This is a genomic window from Variovorax multivorans, from assembly GCF_051216835.1.
In the GTDB taxonomy this organism is placed as follows: Bacteria; Pseudomonadota; Gammaproteobacteria; order Burkholderiales; family Burkholderiaceae_C; genus Variovorax.
Map to the genome: position 1 here is coordinate 519,649 of NZ_JBPJZL010000004.1, position 18,583 is coordinate 538,231.

At 67.0% G+C, this 18,583-nt stretch carries 19 protein-coding genes; 11 read left to right on the forward strand and 8 right to left on the reverse strand.

Translation table 11 applies throughout. From position 1 onward, the window contains the following. Positions 1–5: 5 nt before the first annotated feature. Entirely contained in the window at positions 6–695 is a 690-nt protein-coding gene (locus ACSFCA_RS12830) for a hypothetical protein (RefSeq protein ID WP_435459777.1), read from the reverse strand. Between the two features lie 196 nt (positions 696–891). Between ACSFCA_RS12830 and ACSFCA_RS12835 the strand changes: the two genes are divergently transcribed. Together ACSFCA_RS12835 and ACSFCA_RS12840 are read left to right on the forward strand one after the other, a co-directional pair. Further along, the gene (locus ACSFCA_RS12835) at positions 892–1,527 is read left to right on the forward strand and encodes a superoxide dismutase (protein WP_435459778.1); all 636 of its coding nucleotides are present in this window, start codon (positions 892–894) and stop codon (positions 1,525–1,527) included. Positions 1,528–1,538: 11 nt separating this feature from the next. Continuing rightward, positions 1,539–2,459, forward strand: a complete 921-nt coding sequence (locus tag ACSFCA_RS12840; protein WP_435459779.1) for a ZIP family metal transporter — start codon at positions 1,539–1,541, stop codon at positions 2,457–2,459. A 14-nt stretch (positions 2,460–2,473) separates the two neighbouring features. On the opposite strand, the gene ACSFCA_RS12845 is transcribed toward ACSFCA_RS12840, so the two are convergent. Next, a complete protein-coding gene (locus ACSFCA_RS12845) occupies positions 2,474–3,907 on the reverse strand; it encodes an aldehyde dehydrogenase family protein (RefSeq protein ID WP_258349601.1) in 1,434 nt (477 codons plus the stop codon). Between the two features lie 67 nt (positions 3,908–3,974). Beyond that, positions 3,975–4,529 (reverse strand): peroxiredoxin, encoded by a 555-nt coding sequence (locus ACSFCA_RS12850; RefSeq protein WP_375338382.1) that lies wholly within the window; start codon positions 4,527–4,529, stop codon positions 3,975–3,977. Positions 4,530–4,672: 143 nt separating this feature from the next. Here ACSFCA_RS12850 and ACSFCA_RS12855 point away from each other — a divergent pair, with 143 nt between their 5' ends. The 8 genes from ACSFCA_RS12855 (at position 4,673) to ACSFCA_RS12890 (ending at position 12,218) form a co-directional block, all read left to right on the forward strand. After that, complete coding sequence (locus tag ACSFCA_RS12855) at positions 4,673–6,247, forward strand: phospholipase D family protein (RefSeq protein ID WP_435459780.1); 1,575 nt, start codon at positions 4,673–4,675, stop codon at positions 6,245–6,247. A 9-nt stretch (positions 6,248–6,256) separates the two neighbouring features. Continuing rightward, a complete protein-coding gene (locus tag ACSFCA_RS12860) occupies positions 6,257–7,030 on the forward strand; it encodes a sterol desaturase family protein (protein WP_435459781.1) in 774 nt (257 codons plus the stop codon). After that, complete coding sequence (locus ACSFCA_RS12865; RefSeq protein WP_258349598.1) at positions 7,011–7,955, forward strand: fatty acid desaturase; 945 nt, start codon at positions 7,011–7,013, stop codon at positions 7,953–7,955. The genes ACSFCA_RS12860 and ACSFCA_RS12865 overlap by 20 nt, the downstream gene beginning before the upstream one ends. A gap of 3 nt (positions 7,956–7,958) precedes the next feature. Next, a complete protein-coding gene (locus tag ACSFCA_RS12870; protein WP_435459782.1) occupies positions 7,959–9,875 on the forward strand; it encodes an iron-containing redox enzyme family protein in 1,917 nt (638 codons plus the stop codon). Then, on the forward strand, positions 9,859–10,770 hold the full coding sequence (locus ACSFCA_RS12875) for a DUF6999 family protein (protein WP_435459783.1): 912 nt from the start codon (positions 9,859–9,861) through the stop codon (positions 10,768–10,770). Before ACSFCA_RS12870 ends, ACSFCA_RS12875 begins: the two co-directional genes overlap by 17 nt. Before the next feature lie 17 nt (positions 10,771–10,787). Continuing rightward, the gene (locus ACSFCA_RS12880) at positions 10,788–11,123 is read left to right on the forward strand and encodes a hypothetical protein (protein ID WP_093054381.1); all 336 of its coding nucleotides are present in this window, start codon (positions 10,788–10,790) and stop codon (positions 11,121–11,123) included. 22 nt (positions 11,124–11,145) lie between these two features. Continuing rightward, positions 11,146–11,376, forward strand: a complete 231-nt coding sequence (locus ACSFCA_RS12885) for a hypothetical protein (protein ID WP_007836713.1) — start codon at positions 11,146–11,148, stop codon at positions 11,374–11,376. Positions 11,377–11,627: 251 nt separating this feature from the next. Beyond that, complete coding sequence (locus ACSFCA_RS12890; protein ID WP_435459784.1) at positions 11,628–12,218, forward strand: hypothetical protein; 591 nt, start codon at positions 11,628–11,630, stop codon at positions 12,216–12,218. Positions 12,219–12,230: 12 nt separating this feature from the next. Here ACSFCA_RS12890 and ACSFCA_RS12895 read toward each other — a convergent pair whose 3' ends face one another. Beyond that, complete coding sequence (locus ACSFCA_RS12895; protein WP_435459785.1) at positions 12,231–13,073, reverse strand: metal-dependent hydrolase; 843 nt, start codon at positions 13,071–13,073, stop codon at positions 12,231–12,233. Between the two features lie 127 nt (positions 13,074–13,200). Here ACSFCA_RS12895 and ACSFCA_RS12900 point away from each other — a divergent pair, with 127 nt between their 5' ends. Beyond that, positions 13,201–13,830, forward strand: coding sequence for a TetR/AcrR family transcriptional regulator (locus ACSFCA_RS12900; RefSeq protein ID WP_258349592.1), 630 nt, complete (start codon positions 13,201–13,203; stop codon positions 13,828–13,830). Here ACSFCA_RS12900 and ACSFCA_RS12905 read toward each other — a convergent pair. The 4 genes from ACSFCA_RS12905 to ACSFCA_RS12920 are packed head-to-tail and all read right to left on the reverse strand — an operon-like array spanning position 13,827 to position 18,577. Further along, positions 13,827–14,963: an ABC transporter permease gene (locus ACSFCA_RS12905; RefSeq protein WP_435459786.1), complete on the reverse strand. Its 1,137-nt coding sequence runs from the start codon at positions 14,961–14,963 to the stop codon at positions 13,827–13,829. The two genes, ACSFCA_RS12900 and ACSFCA_RS12905, sit on opposite strands and share 4 nt — an antisense overlap. Next, entirely contained in the window at positions 14,963–16,147 is a 1,185-nt protein-coding gene (locus ACSFCA_RS12910) for an ABC transporter permease (protein WP_435459787.1), read from the reverse strand. The genes ACSFCA_RS12905 and ACSFCA_RS12910 overlap by 1 nt, the downstream gene beginning before the upstream one ends. 7 nt (positions 16,148–16,154) lie before the next feature. Next, positions 16,155–17,141: an HlyD family secretion protein gene (locus ACSFCA_RS12915; protein WP_435459788.1), complete on the reverse strand. Its 987-nt coding sequence runs from the start codon at positions 17,139–17,141 to the stop codon at positions 16,155–16,157. After that, the gene (locus tag ACSFCA_RS12920; RefSeq protein ID WP_435459789.1) at positions 17,141–18,577 is read right to left on the reverse strand and encodes a TolC family protein; all 1,437 of its coding nucleotides are present in this window, start codon (positions 18,575–18,577) and stop codon (positions 17,141–17,143) included. Before ACSFCA_RS12920 ends, ACSFCA_RS12915 begins: the two co-directional genes overlap by 1 nt. Between the last annotated feature and the right edge of the window lie 6 nt (positions 18,578–18,583).

Sequence of the window (18,583 nt, forward strand, 5' to 3'; positions counted from 1 at the left end):
GGGGGCTATCCGCGGCAGAGCTTCAGGTTCGTGCGGGTGGCACGGACCACGGGCAGGAAGATCTCGGCGTCGGCCGGCGGGTAGTTGTCCTTGATGCCGTCGTCGGTGCGGTCGGCGTCCTCGGCCAGCGGCTGCAAGGTCTTGAGGCAGGCGGCACGGTCGTTGAGCTTGAACTGCGTGAGCGCGAGGTCGTTGCGCAGCCAGGCCTTGGTGATCCAGTCGAGGGTCTTGTCGCAGTCCGACAGCACGGGCGCGAGGGTGGTTTGCGCGGCTGCGTAGTCCTTCGCGTCGTACTGGCGCTTGAAGGTCTTGCGCGAGTTGGCGACGGCCTTGTCGGTGCAGGCGGGGGTGGGGCGGGTGTAGGTGCCTTCGAAGCCGGCGCGTGCGCCGCAGTTGTCGCGGCATTGATCCGCGCCGTTGGTCGTGACCTGCACCTTGTCGGCATTGACCGCGAAGTTCACCACGCACGCCGAGTCGTCGAGCTTGGCCTTGCCGCGCACGATGGCGCCGTCGAGTGCGCAGGTGTGGGCATTGGCGCCGATGGTGGTGATGTCGAAGTGCCCGTCGGGCTTGACGCGCAGCGAGCCGCTGCCCCGTTCGTAGATGTAGTCGCCGGCCGGCGGCGTGGCGGTCTGCGCGGCAGCGAGGCCGGCGCAGGCGAGCAGGGCGAGGGAAAGGATGCTTTTGAGCTTCATCGTTGGAAATCTCCCGGGAAACGTGCCGCAGGGCAGTGTATCTATCGTTGCCGAAAGCTTCCTGAAATGGCCGGTTTGCGCCATCTCTGCCACAGATGTCTTGACGTAGACAATGAGAATTCCTATCATTTAGACGCCTGAGTACGCAACACGTCGACAACGCAAAGGGCTCTTCCAACCAAGGAGCTTTTCGACCGTGCCGTACACCTTGCCAGCCTTGCCCTATGCCTTCGATGCGCTCGAACCGCACATCGACGCGCAGACGATGGAAATTCACCACGGCAAGCACCACCAGACCTACGTGAACAACCTCAATGCGGCCCTGAAAGGCACGCCGCACGAGGGAACGCCGGTCGAAGAACTGATCGCCGGCGTCGAGCAACTGCCCGAAGCGCTGCGCGCGCCGGTGCGCAACAACGGCGGCGGGCACGCCAATCACAGCCTGTTCTGGACCGTGATGGCGCCAGTCGGCCAGGGCGGTGGCGGTACGCCTACGGGGGCGCTTGCGAAAGTCATCGACACCGACCTGGGCGGCTTCGACGCCTTCAAGGAAGCCTTCACCAAGGCCGCCCTCACGCGCTTCGGTAGCGGCTGGGCGTGGCTGTCGGTCGGCCCCGGCGGCAAGCTCGCGGTGGAGAGCAGCGGCAACCAGGACAGCCCGCTGATGCGCGGCATCGGCTCGGGCAACACGCCGATCCTCGGGCTCGACGTATGGGAGCACGCCTACTACCTCAAGTACCAGAACCGCCGGCCCGAATACATCGCGGCCTTCTACAACGTCGTGAACTGGGCCGAGGTGGCCCGGCGCCACGCCGCCGCGACCGGCGGCTGAGGAGCAGGCCCATGAACGAGCCGCAGCAGGGCACGATGGCAGGACGGCAACCCAGGCAGGCCCGCCTGATGCGCGAGTGGGTCGGCTTCGCCATCGTCGGGGCCGGCTTGCTGGTGGGCGTGTTGCAGTTCTGGCAGTTCGTTCGCGGCGATCCGCTGGTGTGGAATGCCCTGCTAGGCGGCTCGGTCGCCGCGCTGGCGACCGCACTCGGCACGCTGCCGGTGCTGTTCTCGCAGAAGCTCCCGGAGCGGCTGCAGGACACGCTGTTCGGCTTCGGCGCCGGCGTGATGCTGGCGGCCAGCGCCTTCTCGCTGATCATTCCGGGCCTGGAGGCGGCGAAGAACGTGGGTGTGTTCGGCGGCGGCAACTGGGCGGCGGGCGGCGTGATCGGCTCCGCCATCCTGCTCGGCGGCATCGTGCTGATGCTGATGGACCGCGTGCTGCCGCACGAACACTTCATCAAGGGCCGCGAAGGCCAGGCCGCCAAGCAGCTGCGCCGCACCTGGCTCTTCGTGTTCGCGATCGCACTGCACAACGTGCCCGAGGGCCTGGCCATCGGCGTGGGCTATGCGGCCAACAACGGGCTGCGCGCCGACGCACTGGCCACCGGCATCGCGATCCAGGACGTGCCCGAGGGCCTGGTGGTCGCGGTGGCGCTGTTGGCCGCCGGCTACAGCCGCATGTTCGCGGTGCTGATCGGCATGGCCTCGGGGCTGGTGGAGCCGCTGGGTGCGGTGCTGGGCGCGGCCGTGGTCGGCCATTCGGCGATGCTGCTGCCTTGGGGGCTCGGCTTTGCGGCGGGCGCGATGCTGTTCGTGATCAGCCACGAGATCATTCCGGAGTCGCACCGCAAGGGGCATGAAGCCTTTGCCACGAGCGGGCTGATGATCGGCTTCGTGCTGATGATGCTCTTGGACACCGCGCTGGGCTGACCAGCCCCGCGCGGTCAGCCGTGCTTGACGGCCACGGTCTTTAGTGTGGTGAAGCCGTACAGCGCCTCGAAGCCCTTCTCGCGCCCGTAGCCCGACGACTTCACACCACCGAAGGGCAGCTCGACGCCTCCGCCCGCGCCGTAGTTGTTGATGAACACCTGGCCGCTGCGCACGCGCTTGGCCATGCGGAACTGGCGAGAACCGTCGGCGGTCCACACGCCGGCCACCAGGCCGAACTGCGTGGCATTGGCGAGCGCCACGGCTTCGTCTTCATCGGTGAAAGACATCGCGGCCAGCACCGGGCCGAACACTTCTTCCTGCGCCAGTCGATGCCCGACCGGCACGTCGCGCAGCAGGGTGGGTGCCTGGTAGAAGCCGGTCTCGGGCGCTTCCTCGACCACGATGCCCTGCGCCACCATCGGGATGCCGGCATGCTGCGCGTCGCTCAGGAAGTCCCACACGCGCTGCTGCTGCGTCTGGCGGATCAGCGGGCCCACGTCGAGATCCATGGCAGCGGGGCCGACGCGCAGGGCTTCGAAGGCATGGCCCAGGCGTTCGAGCAGCGGCTCGTAGATGTCGCGCTGGATCAGCACGCGCGAGCCGGCCGAGCAAGTCTGGCCGGCGTTCTGCACGATCGCGTTGATGACCACGGGAATGGCCGCGTCGAGGTCGGCGTCGGCAAAGATGATCTGCGGGCTCTTGCCGCCCAGCTCCAGCGTGACCGGGCAATGCCGCTCGGCCGCCACCTGCTGGATCAGCGTGCCGATCTTCGGGCTGCCGGTGAAGCTGATGTGGTCGATGCCTTCGTGCCGCGCGAGCGCGTCGCCCACTTCATGGCCGTAGCCCGTCACGATGTTGAGCGCGCCCGCCGGAAAGCCGACTTCGGCCGCCAGCTGCGCCACGCGGATCAGCGAGAGGCAGGCGTCTTCGGCCGGCTTCACCACGCACACGTTGCCCGCCGCCAGGGCGCCGCCCACGCTGCGTCCGAAGATCTGCATCGGGTAGTTCCACGGAATGATGTGGCCGGTCACGCCGTGCGGCTCGCGCCAGGTGAAGACGCTGTAGCCGTCCTGGTAAGGGATGGTCTCGCCGTGCAGCTTGTCGCAGGCGCCGGCATAGAACTCGAAGTAGCGCACCAGCGCCACCGCGTCGGCACGCGCCTGCTTCACGGGCTTGCCGCAGTCGCGCTGCTCGATGAGCGCCAGTTCGTCGACGTGCTCGGCGATTTTTTGCGAGAGCTTGTAGAGCAGGCGGCTGCGGTCGGCGGCGCTGACCTTGTGCCACACACCCTCGAAGCAGTCGCGCGCGGCGCGCACGGCGGAGTCGATGTCGGCGGCATTGCTGCGCTGGATTTCGTCGAAGGCCTGGCCGTCGGAAGGATCGATGACCGGCAGGGTGCGGCCGGAGGAGGACGGAACGTCCGCGTTGGCGATGTAGTTGAGCTGCATGGGGCTGGATTTTGCGCGAAGCACGCGCAATCCGTGGCCGGGCGGGCCGGCGCCCCTCTGCTCGTGTCTACTTGGCGGCGGTGGTTTTCGGCAGCGCCTTCACGGCATTCAACATGCGCTCCACGTGCTTGTCCGGATTCAGGTTCTGGTAGTAGTAGGCGACCTTGCCGTCCGGCGAGATTACGTAAGACAGGCGGTTGGCGAAGTCCGGCCGCGTCTGCATCAGCGCGTCGAAACCCTGGATCACGGTCTTGTTCTCGTCCGATGCCACCGGAAAGCGGCTCTGGCACGACTTGACCGAGAACTTCGACAGGGTACCTATGTCGTCCGCCGAGACACCGATCACGGTGGCGCCCAGCGCGGCGAACTGGTCGACGGCCTCGGCGAAGGCGTGAGCCTCTATGGAGCAGTCGTTGGAATCTGCCGCAGGAAAGAAGTACAACACCACCGGTCCCTTGGCGAGCGCGTCGGCCAGCGAGTAGCGGAAGGTCTTGCCGCCCAGGGCGGCGTTGGCGGTGAACTTGGGCACGGGGTCGCCGATGTCCAGGGCCGCCCAGGCGGGGTGGGCAAGGGCTGCAAAAATCGTCATCCATGCGATGCGATGGAGGTGCGAACGAGCCATGATGTAACTCCGAGCGATGTGGAGCGAATTCTAGGCTTGAGCATCCCCGGAATGGGCCGTCCTGAAACCGGTGCGGGCTGGCCGGCGTATTGAACACAACAACTGAAAAAACGGCGGGAAGCACCAGCAATGGGCGAAGCATCATGAACACTTGGCTCTCGTTTCTGCGCATCGCGTTCGCGGGCGTCCTGATAGCGACACTCGGCGCCTGCGGCTCGCTGCCGCCGGCGCGGGAGCGGCCCGCCGAATTCGCCGCTTCGGCCGACCCGTCGACCACGCTGGCGAAGATCGTCGCCGCCTCCACACCGCCGGACGAGCACTCGGGCTTCCGGCTGATGCCGCTGGGCGTGTACTCGCTCGATGCGCGCATACAGCTGGCCCAGCGGGCCCAGCGCTCGCTGGTGGTGCAGTACTACCAGCTCGAGAACGACGCCGTCGGCCGCCTGCTGCTGCGCACGCTGCGCGAGGCCGCGGGCCGAGGCGTGAAGGTGCGGGTGCTGGTGGACGACCTGTACACCGTGAAGAGCCAGCAGTTGCTGCTGGCGCTGTCCGAGACGCCCAACGTCGACGTGCGCCTGTTCAACCCGTTCTGCTGCGGGCGCAACGGCTTCCTGTCGCGCTTTGCGGCGTCGCCGTGGGAAATTCCGCGGCTCAACCACCGCATGCACAACAAGCTCTTCATTGCCGACGGTGCCATGGCTGTGGTGGGCGGGCGCAACATCGCCGATGAGTATTTCGTGCTGAGCGAGGCGCAGAACTTCATCGACATGGACGCGCTGGTGGTCGGCAAGGTGGTGCCGCAGCTCGAGTCGATCTTCGACGCCTACTGGAACAGCGAACAGGTCTGGCCTATTGCCGACATCGTGACGGGCGATGGCGGCCGCAAGCCGACCGGCGCCGATTTCGACAGCTGGGTGGGCATGGCCGCGCCGCCGCCGAAGATCGTGCTGCCGCCGTCGGACATCCTCGGCTACGGCCCCATTGCCGAAGAGCTCGACGGCGGCCGCATGGGCCTGTTGTGGGGCGAGGCCCGTGCCATCGCCGATCCGCCCACCAAGCCCGCGACCATGACCGCCGACGAGGCCATTTCCACCAGCGTGACGATGAAGGTCTGGGCGCTGCTGCTCGACGCCAAGACCGAGGTCGACATGACCTCGCCGTACCTGGTGCCGGGCGAGCGCGGCATGGAGGCCTTCGAGGACCTGACCCGGCGCAAGGTCAAGCTCACGCTGCTGACCAATTCGCTGGCCGCCAACGACGAGCCGCTGGTGCACACCGGCTACGCGCGCTATCGCGAGCGACTGCTGCAGGGCGGCGCCGACCTGTACGAGCTGAGCCCGCAGCGCACCAGCGCGGGCGAGCGCTTCGGCATGTTCGGCAAGTCGCTCGGGCGGTTGCACGCCAAGACCGCGGCCATTGACAAGACACGCATCTTCATCGGTTCGATGAACCTCGACCCGCGCTCTGCCAGCCAGAACACCGAGATGGGGCTGGTGGTCGACAGCCCGCAGCTGGCGCGCGAGATGATGCGCGTCATCAACATCAGCAAGCTGCAGAACTCCTACCGGCTGCGGCTGGCCAAGGACACCGGCACGCTGCAATGGCTGACGAACGACGGCGAGAAAGAAGTGATCCTGACCTCGGAGCCGGAGTCGAGCTTCTTCCAGCGCTTCTACAACATGCTCATAGCGCCGATCGTTCCCGAGATGCTGTTGTAGCCTCGGGGGATGGCGCAGACCTTCACCTCGTTGTCCGCCCTGCAGGTCATGCTGTGGGGCGTGCTTTTTTTCGGCGGCATCTATCTCGGCTTCGGCGGCATCACGTGGCTGCTGACGAAGCGGGTGCTGCCGGCGCTGGGCATCGGGCGCGAACTCGATCCGCGGCCGCTGCAGCCGGGGCAACTGCGGCGCGAGCTGGGGCAATCGGGCGTGTCGGTGCTGATCTTCGGGCTGGGCATGGTGTTTCCGTGGGGGCTGCTGCAGCTGGGCTGGGCGCGGCTCGACGGCGATGCGGGGTGGCGGCAGATCGCGGTCGAGATCCTCGTGCTCGCGTTCTGGAACGACGTGCATTTCTGGATCAACCACCGGTTGCTGCATACGCGCTGGCTGCGGCGCTTTCACGGGCCGCACCACCGCTCGTTTGTGACCACGCCGTGGGCGACCTACAGCTTTCATCCTGTCGAGGCGCTGATGCTCGGCAACGTGATCCTGCTGCCGATGCTGGTGCACGACTTCAGCTTCTGGTCGCTGGCGGCGGTGCCGGTGTTCAGCTTGTTCTTCAACTGCATCGGGCATTCGAACTACGACTTCTTCACGGGCGTGTCGTACAGCCATTGGTTCGCGGCGAGTCGGCGCCACCACTTGCACCACGCCGTGCACAACGGCAACTACGGCTTCCAGTTCACGTTCATGGACCGGCTCTTCAGGACGCGCATCGCGGCCGATGCAGCCGAGCCGGTGCTTCAGGCTTTCCGAAAGAAGCATGGCGCGACCACGGCCTGATGACGCGAGCCGTCGCCTGCCGGGGCTGCGCCACTGGCGCGACTGGCAGAGCCTTGCCTATCTCGCCGCCTTGCCTGCGCTGGCGGCGTGGCAATGGCTACACGGCTTCAACGCGCTGCTGTACGGGCTGATGCTGTTCCTGACGCTCGGTGTCGGCGTGATCCATCACAACCACGTGCACCTGCGCATGTGGCGCGGACGGCGCATGAACCGGCTGACTGATTTCTGGATCACGCTGCTGCAGGGGCACCCGACTTTCGTGTTCTGGCCCGCGCACGTGGCCAACCACCATCGGCACCGGCATGGGCCGAAGGATGTGGCGCGCACCTACCGCTTCGGTGGAGACACCAATCATCTGCGGGGCTATCTGCTGCATCCGTTCCAGGCGGTGTGGGTGCTGATGCCGGTGTTCTTCGCGTGGCTCGCGCGGCTGCGGCAGCACCGGCGCGGCGCGTGGCGCTACTGCATGGCGCAGTACGTGCTGTGGCTGGTGAGCTGGACGGCTCTGCTGGTGCTCGATTGGCGCAAGGCCCTGCTGTTCGTGATCGTGCCGCAGCTGCATGGCTTGCACTGGTTGCTGGCGACCAACTACCTTCAGCACGCGCATGCCGACGGCCGAAAACCCGTGCGCAAGGAGGCGCCGGGCGATACCTCGGGTAGCCAGCTGAACTACGCCCGCAATTTCGAGGGGCTGGTGAACCCCTTGCTGTTCAACATCGGCCTGCACACCGCACACCACGAGAACCCGCATGCCCATTGGTCCGAGCTCACGCATCTGCATCGCACGCGTTACCGCGCGCGGGTGGATCCTGCGCTCAACGAGGGCGGGCTGGTGCCGTACATGGTGCGCGTGTTCGTGCTGGGGACCGTGTGGCCGCGTTTTCGCAGCCGCTCGCTGATGCCTCCCGATTCATCCATCACCTGAACCATGCCTGTCTCATTCCAACGCGTCTACCTCGAAAGCGCCGGCTACTTCATGCCGGGCGAGCCCATTCCCAACGATCGCATGGACGCGTACATCGCGCCGCTCAACCGCATGTCGGAGCGCATCAAGCGGCGCATCCTGGCGGAGAACGGCATCCTCACGCGGCACTACGCCATCGACGCGGAAGGCGTGACGCAGCACACCAACGCGCAACTGGCGGCCGGCGCGATCCGCGATTGCCTGCGGCGGGGCGGGGCGGATCTGTCGCGCGTGTCGCTGCTGGCCAGCGGCTCCTCAGGCGGGGACACGCTGATGCCGGGCTTCGCCAACATGATCCAGGGCGAGCTGGCGGCTCAGCCGATGGAAACGCATTCGGTGCACGGCATCTGCGCGGCAGGCGTGTCGGCGATCCAGACTGCCGCGCAGGGCATCGAGCTGGGCGCCCACCGCTCGGCGATGGCGGTGGCGAGCGAGATGCCGTCGCGCCTCTTCAAGCGCTCGCGCTTCGCGGCGCGCGGCTATGAAACCGACTTCGACTCGCACTTCCTGCGCTGGATGCTGTCGGATGGCGCGGGTGCCCTGCTGCTGTCCGATGGCACGCCCGAGCTGGCTGGTGCGCCGGGGCTGCGCCTGAAGCTGAAGTGGGTGCATCAACGCGCGTTCTCGGGCGACTACCCGGTCTGCATGCAGCTGGGCCTGACCGAAGACCGCGCGCGCGGCCACCTCGACTTCGGCTCCTGGGCCGAGGCCGAAGCGGCGGGTGCGCTTTCGCTGCGGCAGGACATTCGCCTGCTGCCGCATCTGTTCGACATCGGCATCCACGAGTACGCGGGGCTGGTGCGTGACGGCTGGGTCGATCCGAAGCGGGTCGATCACTTCCTGTGCCATTACTCGTCGGAGAAATTCATCCCGGTGGTCGAGGACCTGATGGCGAAGGCCGACCTGTCGATTCCGCGCGAGCGCTGGTGGAGCAACCTCGCGTGGCGCGGCAACACCGGGGCGGCGTCGATCCTGGTGATGCTGGCTGAGTTTTTGCACACCAAGACGCTGAAGCCCGGCGAGCAGATCTTCTGCTACGTGCCGGAGTCGGGGCGCTTCATGGCGGCCTACATGCTGCTCGAAGTCGAGGCGGTCGATGCGGCGCCGGTGGTCGTGGCGCCCCGTGCGGCGACTGTGCCTGACGACGACTTCGTCATTGCGCCCCCGCATGACCCGACTGCCGCGCCCGAAGGACTCGGCGCCTTGCTCACCGAACTGGCCGCCATCTGGCACGACTACCGCTCGCGCGTCTGGCGCACGCCGCTGATCCGCCAGATCCGCGAGCGCCGCTTTGCCGTGCCCGACTACCTGAACTGGATGGAGCAATGGGTGCCGCAGGTGCGAGAGGGCAGCCTGTGGATGCGCGAAGGCGCGGCCTCGCTGAGCGAGCCGTACCAGGTGCTGGCCTCGCTGATCGGCGTGCATGCGGGCGAGGAGCAGAACGACTTCAACATCCTTTTCAGTGATTACCGCAAGGCGGGCGGTACGGTGGAGCGCATCGAAGACCTGCGCCGCAACCCCGGCGGCGAGGCGCTCAACGCCTATCTGCACGGCTTGGCCGCCACGCGCGACCCGATCGGCCTGCTGGGTGCGATCTACATCATCGAGGGCACGGGCCAGCGCATCGTGCCGGCATTGTTGCCGCTGCTCAAAGCCAGCCTGAAGCTGCCGCCCGATGCCTTCCGTTTTCTCGAGTACCACGGCCACAACGACGAGCACCACCTGAGCCGCTGGCTCACGGCGGTCGAGATGGTGATGGCCGTGGAAGGGCAGGCGCGCGCCGCCCGCCAGATCACAGACACCGCTCGCCACACTGCGGCCCTGTACCTGATGCAGTTCCAGCACATCACGGAGCGTATGCCCCATGGATCGAACACCTGATTTCCTGACGCAGGCGCACGACGAGCGCGACCCCAGCCCCTGGCTCGCGCTGTACCTCGACCAGAGCACGCCGCTGCCCGACAGCGTCAAGGCGGCGTGGCTGGCCGATTCGAGTTCGGGTTCGCGGCAATACCTGCTGCCGTTTCTGCGGCCGATCGCGCGGCTGACGATCATCCTGATCCAGATCGTGAAGGTGTTCGTGCCGCGCAACTGGTCGCATTCGATGCTGCTGCACCGGTTTCTGGCCTGGGGGCTGAAGCGCTTTGTGTCGCCGGAGGCCAACTGGTTGATCCTGCGGCACTTTCACCTGGGCTCGCAGGTGCTGGCCTTCATCGGGCGGAATTCGCCGGCCCCGGTGGCCACCAACCCGCTGGAGCCTGCCGACATCGACGCGCTGAAGGACGAGATGTTCCTGAAGCACGACCTGAACCTTTTCAACTTCGTGATCCGGCTGAACAAGGCGCTGCGCGACAAGGGCGTGGCGCTGTGCAAGGCGGAGAAGGTCGATTTTTCGATGATCCGGGAGCCGGGGCTGCGGCTGGAAGACATGCCCCAGGGCAGGCTCAATTTTCTCGACCTGCAGAGCGCCATCGAGCTGTTCACGCCGCTCTATCAACTGATGCTTACGGACAACGACTTCTGGCGCGCGGCCAATTCTTTGCAGCTGGACGAAACCATCGGCATCTACACGGCGACGCTCCTGAATGCGCCCGAGCACCTGATCCTGGTCAACAACAAGCACCCGCTGGTGCCCCTGTCGACCCTGCGGGCGGGGCACCGGCTGGTGATCCACGGGCTGTCCACCGAGATGCTGCACAGCCTCCTCCAGCGGATGCAGGCGGCGCAAAAGGCGGGGGAGCCGGAGACATCCCTATACGAGCAGCCACTTGCATAGGCGTATGCTGCCCCCAGATGGAAACCATGAACACGACCGATAATCCGTCTCCCAAGACCGATCTGGCAGTGACCCACGTGCTGGCACAACTGCTGGAAAAGCTTGAGCACAGCCCTGTGCCAGTAGGCGCAGAGCAGTACCGCTCCGTGGTCGAGCACCTCGTGCATGAGTTCGAGGACGTCGAGCAGGGCGCCGAACTAGGCCGCCTGCTCGATGCCTATCCGGCCGCGGCCGAGGTTTACGAGAACCTCAATTACAAGCATGCCGGGCTTTGCCGCTCGGCGTTGGACGCTTCCCTGGCCGCTGAAATCAGCGCACGGGAAGCCATTGCACGCGCAATGCGCAGTGCATAACTGAACAGCAAGGACAAGACGCATGGCGAAGGGTGAAGTGAAGACGGCAGTGGTGGCGGATGGGCTGCGTTACAAGTCCAAGACGCCGGGTTCGCCGTTCCGCGCCTCGGCGTCGTTCAGCGGCGCGACCATGTCGTGCTTCATGTGCGGCAAGCACCGCGTGCGCTCGCAGCTGCGTACCCGCCAGGTGCTGGGCAAGTCCCAGACCGTGTGCGCGCCTTCCTGCAAGGCGCTCGACGAATCCCTCGAATAGGGGGTTGACCCCGGCTGCTGGCAGGGCGCCTGCTAGCACATTGGGGAGGCATTTTGGAGACATTTCCTCGTGCATAAGTCACGGAATGGCCTTCCGCATTGCCGGCAATCGTTATACAGTTGGACACAAATGATGCATGTAATTGCATGTAATCTAAAGTTCTACTAGTAGCCGATTTCCAATGAATTGCAGCCACACCGTCGACGCCCCTCGCGGGTCATGGAATTCAACGCTTGCAAAGGGGTCCTGCCATGGCTAAGTCGCGCCACGTGGTCATGCAGGTGGTCAAGCGCTCATCCGGCAGCGCCACCCATCATGTCGAATTCCTGATGGACGACAACTTCGCCGAGCGCCTGCGGCAGTTGCGTTCGCTGGTGCCGCCCCTGGGCAGCCTCAACAAGCAGCGCGACCTCGTGATCGACAAGGTGCGCGTGCGCCTACCCAACGCCATCTGGCGCTCGGGCAACGAGATCGAGATTGACGGGGGCGTGGACGGCTCCTGCATCGTCATCGCCGCCGAAGGCTCGTTCAACTGCGGTGGCAAGGACCGCAAGACACGCGAGAAGCTCGTGACGTACAACTTCTCGATCGCGCGCCTGATCGAGCTGCATGCCGAGCGCCCGGAGGGCGAGACCTTCTACATCCGCGACGGCGTGTTCGCCAATGACGAGCCGGCCGAATCGCCGGCAGGCCGCTGGGTCGCGTCGATGCACGAACTCGAAGTGGTGATGCGCGTGCCGGATGCTCCCTCCGACTTCGACACCCTGCACGACCTGGCGCTGCGCCCCGAGCAGCAACAGCAGGCCGGCAGCGGCGCGCCGCACCGCGCCAATTTCTACTGAGTTTTTTGCCGGTCAGCCGGCAGCGGCCGCTTCAGGCGCCGCGCCCACCGGCGTGTACTGCGCGCGGTTGTCCGCCAGCCAGCGCTCCGACAGGCTGCTGTCCTGCTGCATCGGGTGGAAGTCCGCCCGCAGGTAGCTGCGCCAGCCGGCCAGATTGCCGCGCAGCAGGCCGTCGCGGCTCAGCAGGATGCGCGCGGCGCTCTTCCAGGTCGACCATTTCCACAGCTGCTTTTCGTGGCGCAGGTTGTCGATGGTCTGGTGCATCAGGTCGCCCAGGAACATCATCGTCACGCGGCGGAACCAGCGCGTGCGCCATTCGTCAGAGCCACCCGCGGCCTGGTAGATGTCGAAGGCCACGCTCTTGTGCTCCAGTTCCTCGGCGCTGTGCCACAGCCACATGGTGCGCAGCCGGGGCTCGGCGCCGTCCAGAATTTCCGGGTGCGCCAGCAGCCACTCGGCAAACATCGCCGTGAAATGCTCGGTGGCCGCCGTCACCGCCAGCGCGTGGCGCGGGTCGGCTTCTTCCATCAGGGCCATGCGCTTGCTGGCGCGCGCCGTCCAGCCGTCGACCAGGCCCTGGCTTTCCAGATGGTTGTTGAAGAGCGAATGAATACGCCGGTGCGTGGCTTCCTGCCCGATGAAGCCGCGCACGTCGGCCTTGTGCTTTTCCTGCACTTCTGGCGGCAGCGTGGCGACGGCGTCGCGCACCGCGTCGATGAAGAACTGCTCGCCGAAAGGGAAACTCATCGACAGGGCGTTGAAGAAAGCGGTCGAGAATGCATCGCCGCCGCACCAGTTGCGGGCAAAGGGCGGTTGCAGGTCGATCAGAAGGCGGCGGACAACGAGATCGGTCATGAAACAAGCCTCGGGAAAAGCAGGGCTGCTTGGATGGATGGTTGGTACAAATCAGTACCGCATGCCGCCATGTTGCAATTGTGAATTGGTACTGTCAAGTACCGAGACGTAGGAAAATGTGCCGTTCATGAGCGAAACCATCGAAAAAGCAGCCCCTTCCAAGTCCGCCGAGGGCCCCGGAAGCGAGCACTACAAGCGCCTGCTGCAGGGCATGGCGCATGCCGTGGCAGCCAAGGGCTACGCCGAGACAACCATTGCCGACATCGTGCGCGAGGCCGCCGTATCGCGCCGCACTTTCTACGAACACTTCAGCACCAAGACCGAGTGCCTGATCGCGCTCTACGAAACCGCCAGCCGGCTCGCGCTGCAGGCGGTGAGCGAGGCCTTCGACCCAGTGCAGCCCTGGCATGCGCAGGTCGAGCAGGCCATGACTGCGTACTTCGATTACCTCGCGCAAGACCCGGTGCTGCTGCGCACGCTCTTCGTCGAGATCCTGGGGCTCGGCATGCCGGGCCTGGTGGTGCGGCGCCGTGTGAACGACGAGATCGCCAACTTCATCCAGGTGGCGATCAACAGCAGCGACGGCGCGGATGGCCCCGCCGTGCACCTGACGAGCGAGATGGCGATGACCGTGGTTGGCGGCATCAACGAATTGGTGCTGCAGGCCATCGAGCAGGACCGTGCGGGCGACCTGCGCGAGCTGGTAGTGCCCGCGACGCGGCTGGTGCGCGCCGTGGCGGCCGAGAGCCAGCGCTAGACGCGCTTCGGCGGGGTTGCCGCGAGCCAGAGCGTCAACAGCCCCGCGAGAGTCAGCGACAGCAGCACACCGAGGTAGGGCAGCACGTCATGCAGCGGCGCGCCCATCTGGTTGAGCCGCAGCGATGCCTGGATGCCAGCCGTGCTCGGGAAGAGCCAGCGCAGCGCCTGCAGCGGCCCCGGCAAGGCTTCCACGGGCCACGAGAAGCCCGAGAGAAAGGCCATCGGCAGGGCGGTGAACAGCAGCACCTGCAAAGCCCGCTCGCGGTCTCGGAACCAGCAGCCCAGCAGCAGTCCCAGCGTGCAGATCGCCGGCACGTAGAACGCGAGAAGCACCAGCGCGCCCCACGGATTGCCACCGCGCGGGTAATCCTGCAAGAAGAAAACCCAGCCGAAGTAGAAGAGCCCGCTCAGAAAGCCGAACGCCGAGAGAGCCCCCAGCCGCCCCAGCCAGGCTCCCATCGAGGCCCGCAGCCGCCCCGCCTCGGCCCAGGTGCCAGCCAGCATCGCCACGCCCATCAGCAGCGTCTGCTGCAGGATCAGCAGTGCCACCGCCGGCACCACGTAGCTGCCATAGCCCTCGGTCGGGTTGAACAGAGCGACCAGCTGCGTGTTGAGCGGACTGCGGCTACGCGCGGCTTGAATCGCGCTCTGGCCGCCGGCCTGCAGCTTGCGGATCTCCACCCCCGCCGACACCGTGCCCACAGCCTCCGAGAAGCCATACAGCACCGCCTTGTTCAGCAGCGCATAGGCGCCGTTGCCTTCGATGGTGACGACAGCCGAGGTGCCGCGCAGCACGTCGCGCTTGAGGTCGGCCGGCAGCAGCGCATAGCCTTCGATGTCGCCGCGCCACAGCGCCTGCTGCGCCTCGCGCACGTCGCCCGTGACCATGCGCACGTCCAGCCGCGGATTGGCCAGCGCGAAGCGCGCGATCTGCCGCGACAGCGCGGTGTGGTCCTGGTCGACCATTGCCACCGGCACGCGCGTCACGGCCTGCGTGCCATAGGGCCACGGGTAGAAGAAGCCGTAGATGATGGGCGCGAGAAGCATGATCAGCAGCACGCCCTTGTCGCGCAGCACGGCTAGCGCGGTGTCACGCCATGCGGCGCCGAGGTGGAGCCGTTCGCCAGTCATCAGCGTTCACCCCAGCTCTCGGGCGCTCCGGCCGCGCGCACCAGCGCACCGGCGGACGCGGCAAGCAGCACGCCCGTGCCCAGCACCATCCACAGCGGCGTGGCGACCGAATACACCACCGGCGCGCCCATCTGCAACTGTTCCATCTGCACGCGGATGTAGTGCGTGTAGGGCAGCAGCCCGGCCCATATCTGCGCGAAGAACGGCATCGCGACCAGCGGAAAGCCCGCGCCACCGAACGCGAAGGCCGGCGCAGTGATGAAGCCCGTGGCCGACAGCGCGGTGCGCAGCGAACGCGTGAGCGCCGCCGCGAAAGCCCCGAGCGCGATCGACAGCGCCAGGAACACCACAAGCGCAAACAGTGTCCACCCGAGCGAGCCGACCGGATGCCACCCGCGACCCGCGGTGATCCACAGCATTGCCGCAATGGCCACCGCCGAAAGGCTCGCGAACGGCAGCACCAGCTTGCCCGCCAGCGCCGCCAGCGCTTCATGCCAACGTGGTGCGGTACCCAGCCACTCGCCGATGCTGCGGTCGCGCAGCTCGCGCCCCACGGCCCAGGCGCCGGCCGTCATCGCGAGGATGTGCAGCAGCGCTGGAATCAGCGCCGCGCCGAGAAACTGCTCGTAGTCGGTCGAGGTGTTGAACAGCGCCACCATGCTCGCCTTGATCGGCTCCATGCTCACGCGCGCCGCCGTCATCGACTCGCCGCGCTTGTTGCGCGCCGTGAGCTCGACCCCGCCCGAAACTGTGGCCACGGCGGTGCGCACGTCGCGCTGGATCAGGCTCGAGTGAGTGCCGAGCTGCGCGTTGTGCAGCAGCACGACCTGGCCGACGCGACCCTGCTTGACGTCGCGGCTCAGGTCGCGCGGCAACTGCACCGCCGCGTCGACCGCGCCGCTGGTCAAGGCTCGCGCCATCTCGCCTTCGTCCCCGTACCGCTGCACCACGCGCAAGCCGGGCGTGGCGTCCAGAAAGCGCACCAGCTGGCGCGAGAGCGACGAGTGGTCCTGGTCGAGCACGCCGATCGGTAGCCGCTCGGGCAGGCCGGCCGAGAAAATCCACCAGATCAGGAACACCGCGAGCAGCGGCACCCACGAAACCATCGCCAGGTCCCAGGGGCGCGTGCGCAGCAGCGCGAACTCGCGCCGTGCGCTGGCCGTGGAGAAGCCGCGCAGGCTCATCGCGAGCTCAGTTGACCAGCACGCTCATGCCGGGCCGAGCGCCGTCGATGGGCTTTAGCGGCCGCGCGCGGACCTCGAAGGTGCGAACGTCGAAGCCGGTGCCGCCGCGCGTGGCGCGCCACGTCGCGAAGTCGGGCAGCACGGCGCTGTAGTAGACCTTGAAGCGGGCCACACGCCTGTCTTCGGCCAGCGCGGGCAGGCGCGCGTCGAACTCGTTGCCGAGCGCGAAGCGGGCGAGCCGGTCTTCGCGCACGTTGAGCACCACCCACTGGTCACTCAGGTCGACCACCGTGACCACCGCCACGCCCTGCGGCGACAGCTCGCCGACCTTGGCCAGCACCTTGGCCACTTCGCCTCCGACGGGGCTGCGCAGCTCGGTCTCGGCCTTGGCGGCTTCGGCCTCGGCCACCACGCCGGCGACCTGGCGCGCCTGCGCGCTGGCGGCGGTCTTGTCCTCGGGGCGGGCGCCGATGCGCGCCATGTCGTACTGCGCCTTGGCGGCAATGGCAGCGTCGCGCGAGGCCTTCCAGTTGGCTTCGGCTTCGTCGCGTTTCTGGTCGGCCACCAGGCCCTCGCGCGCCAGTCCGTCCACACGGCGGTACGAGGTTTGCGCCAGCTGGGCCGCGGTTTCGGCGCGCTGCCACTGCATGCGCGCCATCTCGACCTCCTGCGGGCGGGCGCCGTTCTGCGCCTTGTCAGCCACGGCCTGCGCAGCCTGTTCGGCGGCGGTGGCCTGTGCGAGCTTGGCGCGCACTTCGGGGCTGTCCATGCGCACCAGCACCGCGCCGGCCTGGATGCGGTCACCTTCCTTCACCGGCACTTCGGCGATGCGCGCCGTTACCTTGCCTGCGACGTCGGTCTCGCGCGCCTCCATCTGGCCCTGGAACACCTCGGGGGCGGACTGCGACGCGCGCCAGAAACCCCAGACGAGCACCGCCAGCACGAGCAGGGCGGCGAATATCGCGATCAGTTTTCGGGTCTTGGCACTCATCATCAATTCACCTTCACGTCGGCACGCGCGATGTAGTCGGAAAACCTTTCGGAAAGGCCCGCGCTTTCGAGCAGTTGCGCAAGCGCCTGCACGTAGTCGTTGGCGGCCTGCGCGCGTTCGGTCAGCACCTTGGCCTGGTTGGTTTCGGCGTCGATCAGGTCGAGCGTGGTGCTCGTGCCTTCGCGCAGGCCCGAGGTGCGCAGCTTCACGACCTCTTGCGCCAGCTCCACCGAAGCCTTCATCTCGAGGTACTGCTGGCGCGCGTTCTCCAGCGCACGCCAGTTGCGTTCGACCAGCAGCGAGATGTCGCTGCGCGCCTGCGCGTCGGTGCGCTCGGCCTGCTCGACCTGCTTGAGCGACGCGGCCGACAGGGCGTCGCGGTCGACCGAGTCGTACAGCGTCCAGCGCACGCCGAGACCGGCCACCCAGTCGGCGTTGCCGCTCTTGAGTTCGCGCGTGCCGAAGGCGATGACCTGCGGGCGGCGCAGCGCCTCTTCGCCTTCGTGCAACTGCTCGGCCTGCGACTTCTTGGCCGCGACCTTGCCCAGGCCCGGGTGCCGCGTGAGCGCCGAGTCGATGAAATAGCCGAGCGGTTCGATCGGCGTGCTGATGAGAAAGAGCGGCGTTTGCGGTGTCACGCTGCCGTCGGCGCGCACCGTGCGGGCCAGGGCCACAGCAGCGAGCGCCGCGTCGTTCTCGGCCTTGCGTGCATTGCGCCGCGCTTCTTCGTAGGCGGCGCTGGCCTGCAGCCGTTCGACGCGCGAGATCACGCCGGCCGCGAGCATCTTCTGCGCCGCCGAATCATGCTGCGCGATCGTGCGCTCGGCCTGCAGGCGCAGCGTGGCCGCGCGCTGCGCGAGCTGGGCGCCGAAATAGCGCTGCACCAGCAGCGTGTCGACCTCGTGGCCGGCCTGCTCGGCATCGGCCTGCGCCTCGCGCGCCTGGGCCGAGACAAAGCCGCGCACCGCATCGGTCGCGCCGCCGACGTAGAGCGGCCACACGGCCGAGATCGATGCGTTGGCGCCGGTGTCGTGGCGGTTGAGCGTGTAGCTGTTGGGCAGCTGCGGAATCGGCACGCGCGCGATCACGCTCTGGATGGACGACGGCAGCGCCGAGCCGATCTGCCCGAGTTTCTGGTTGAGCGGATCGAGGTCGAGGTTCAGGTTCGCGTTGTAGGCATAGGCCAGCCCCGAGACACTGACCGTCGGGCCGCCGAGCCCCTTCAGGCCCTGGCCCTGCAGTTCCTTCGACTCGACGGCCGCGCGGGCCGCAGCCAGCTTGTCGGAGCGATCGATCATGCGGGCGCGGGCCGCTTCGAAGCTCAGCGACAGGGTGTCGTCGTTGCGGGTCTGGGCCTGCGCGAAAGCCGCGGCGCCCAGCACCAGCAGTGCCGGCAGCAAGCGGAGGGAAGAAGAAAGAGCTTGGCGGCAGCGTGTCATCGTTTC

Bases quoted from the DNA above. Each gene is read 5' to 3' on its own strand.
- ACSFCA_RS12845 (WP_258349601.1), bottom strand. From the start codon at position 3,907: ATGCAGCTCAACTACATCGCCAACGCGGACGTTCCGTCCTCCTCCGGC.
- ACSFCA_RS12920 (WP_435459789.1), bottom strand. From the start codon at position 18,577: ATGACACGCTGCCGCCAAGCTCTTTCTTCTTCCCTCCGCTTGCTGCCG.
- ACSFCA_RS12895 (WP_435459785.1), bottom strand. From the start codon at position 13,073: ATGACCGATCTCGTTGTCCGCCGCCTTCTGATCGACCTGCAACCGCCC.
- ACSFCA_RS12875 (WP_435459783.1), top strand. From the start codon at position 9,859: ATGGATCGAACACCTGATTTCCTGACGCAGGCGCACGACGAGCGCGAC.
- ACSFCA_RS12880 (WP_093054381.1), top strand. From the start codon at position 10,788: ATGGAAACCATGAACACGACCGATAATCCGTCTCCCAAGACCGATCTG.
- ACSFCA_RS12885 (WP_007836713.1), top strand. From the start codon at position 11,146: ATGGCGAAGGGTGAAGTGAAGACGGCAGTGGTGGCGGATGGGCTGCGT.
- ACSFCA_RS12915 (WP_435459788.1), bottom strand. From the start codon at position 17,141: ATGATGAGTGCCAAGACCCGAAAACTGATCGCGATATTCGCCGCCCTG.
- ACSFCA_RS12910 (WP_435459787.1), bottom strand. From the start codon at position 16,147: ATGAGCCTGCGCGGCTTCTCCACGGCCAGCGCACGGCGCGAGTTCGCG.
- ACSFCA_RS12840 (WP_435459779.1), top strand. From the start codon at position 1,539: ATGAACGAGCCGCAGCAGGGCACGATGGCAGGACGGCAACCCAGGCAG.
- ACSFCA_RS12855 (WP_435459780.1), top strand. From the start codon at position 4,673: ATGAACACTTGGCTCTCGTTTCTGCGCATCGCGTTCGCGGGCGTCCTG.
- ACSFCA_RS12900 (WP_258349592.1), top strand. From the start codon at position 13,201: ATGAGCGAAACCATCGAAAAAGCAGCCCCTTCCAAGTCCGCCGAGGGC.
- ACSFCA_RS12870 (WP_435459782.1), top strand. From the start codon at position 7,959: ATGCCTGTCTCATTCCAACGCGTCTACCTCGAAAGCGCCGGCTACTTC.
- ACSFCA_RS12850 (WP_375338382.1), bottom strand. From the start codon at position 4,529: ATGGCTCGTTCGCACCTCCATCGCATCGCATGGATGACGATTTTTGCA.
- ACSFCA_RS12860 (WP_435459781.1), top strand. From the start codon at position 6,257: ATGGCGCAGACCTTCACCTCGTTGTCCGCCCTGCAGGTCATGCTGTGG.
- ACSFCA_RS12865 (WP_258349598.1), top strand. From the start codon at position 7,011: ATGGCGCGACCACGGCCTGATGACGCGAGCCGTCGCCTGCCGGGGCTG.
- ACSFCA_RS12890 (WP_435459784.1), top strand. From the start codon at position 11,628: ATGGCTAAGTCGCGCCACGTGGTCATGCAGGTGGTCAAGCGCTCATCC.
- ACSFCA_RS12905 (WP_435459786.1), bottom strand. From the start codon at position 14,963: ATGACTGGCGAACGGCTCCACCTCGGCGCCGCATGGCGTGACACCGCG.
- ACSFCA_RS12830 (WP_435459777.1), bottom strand. From the start codon at position 695: ATGAAGCTCAAAAGCATCCTTTCCCTCGCCCTGCTCGCCTGCGCCGGC.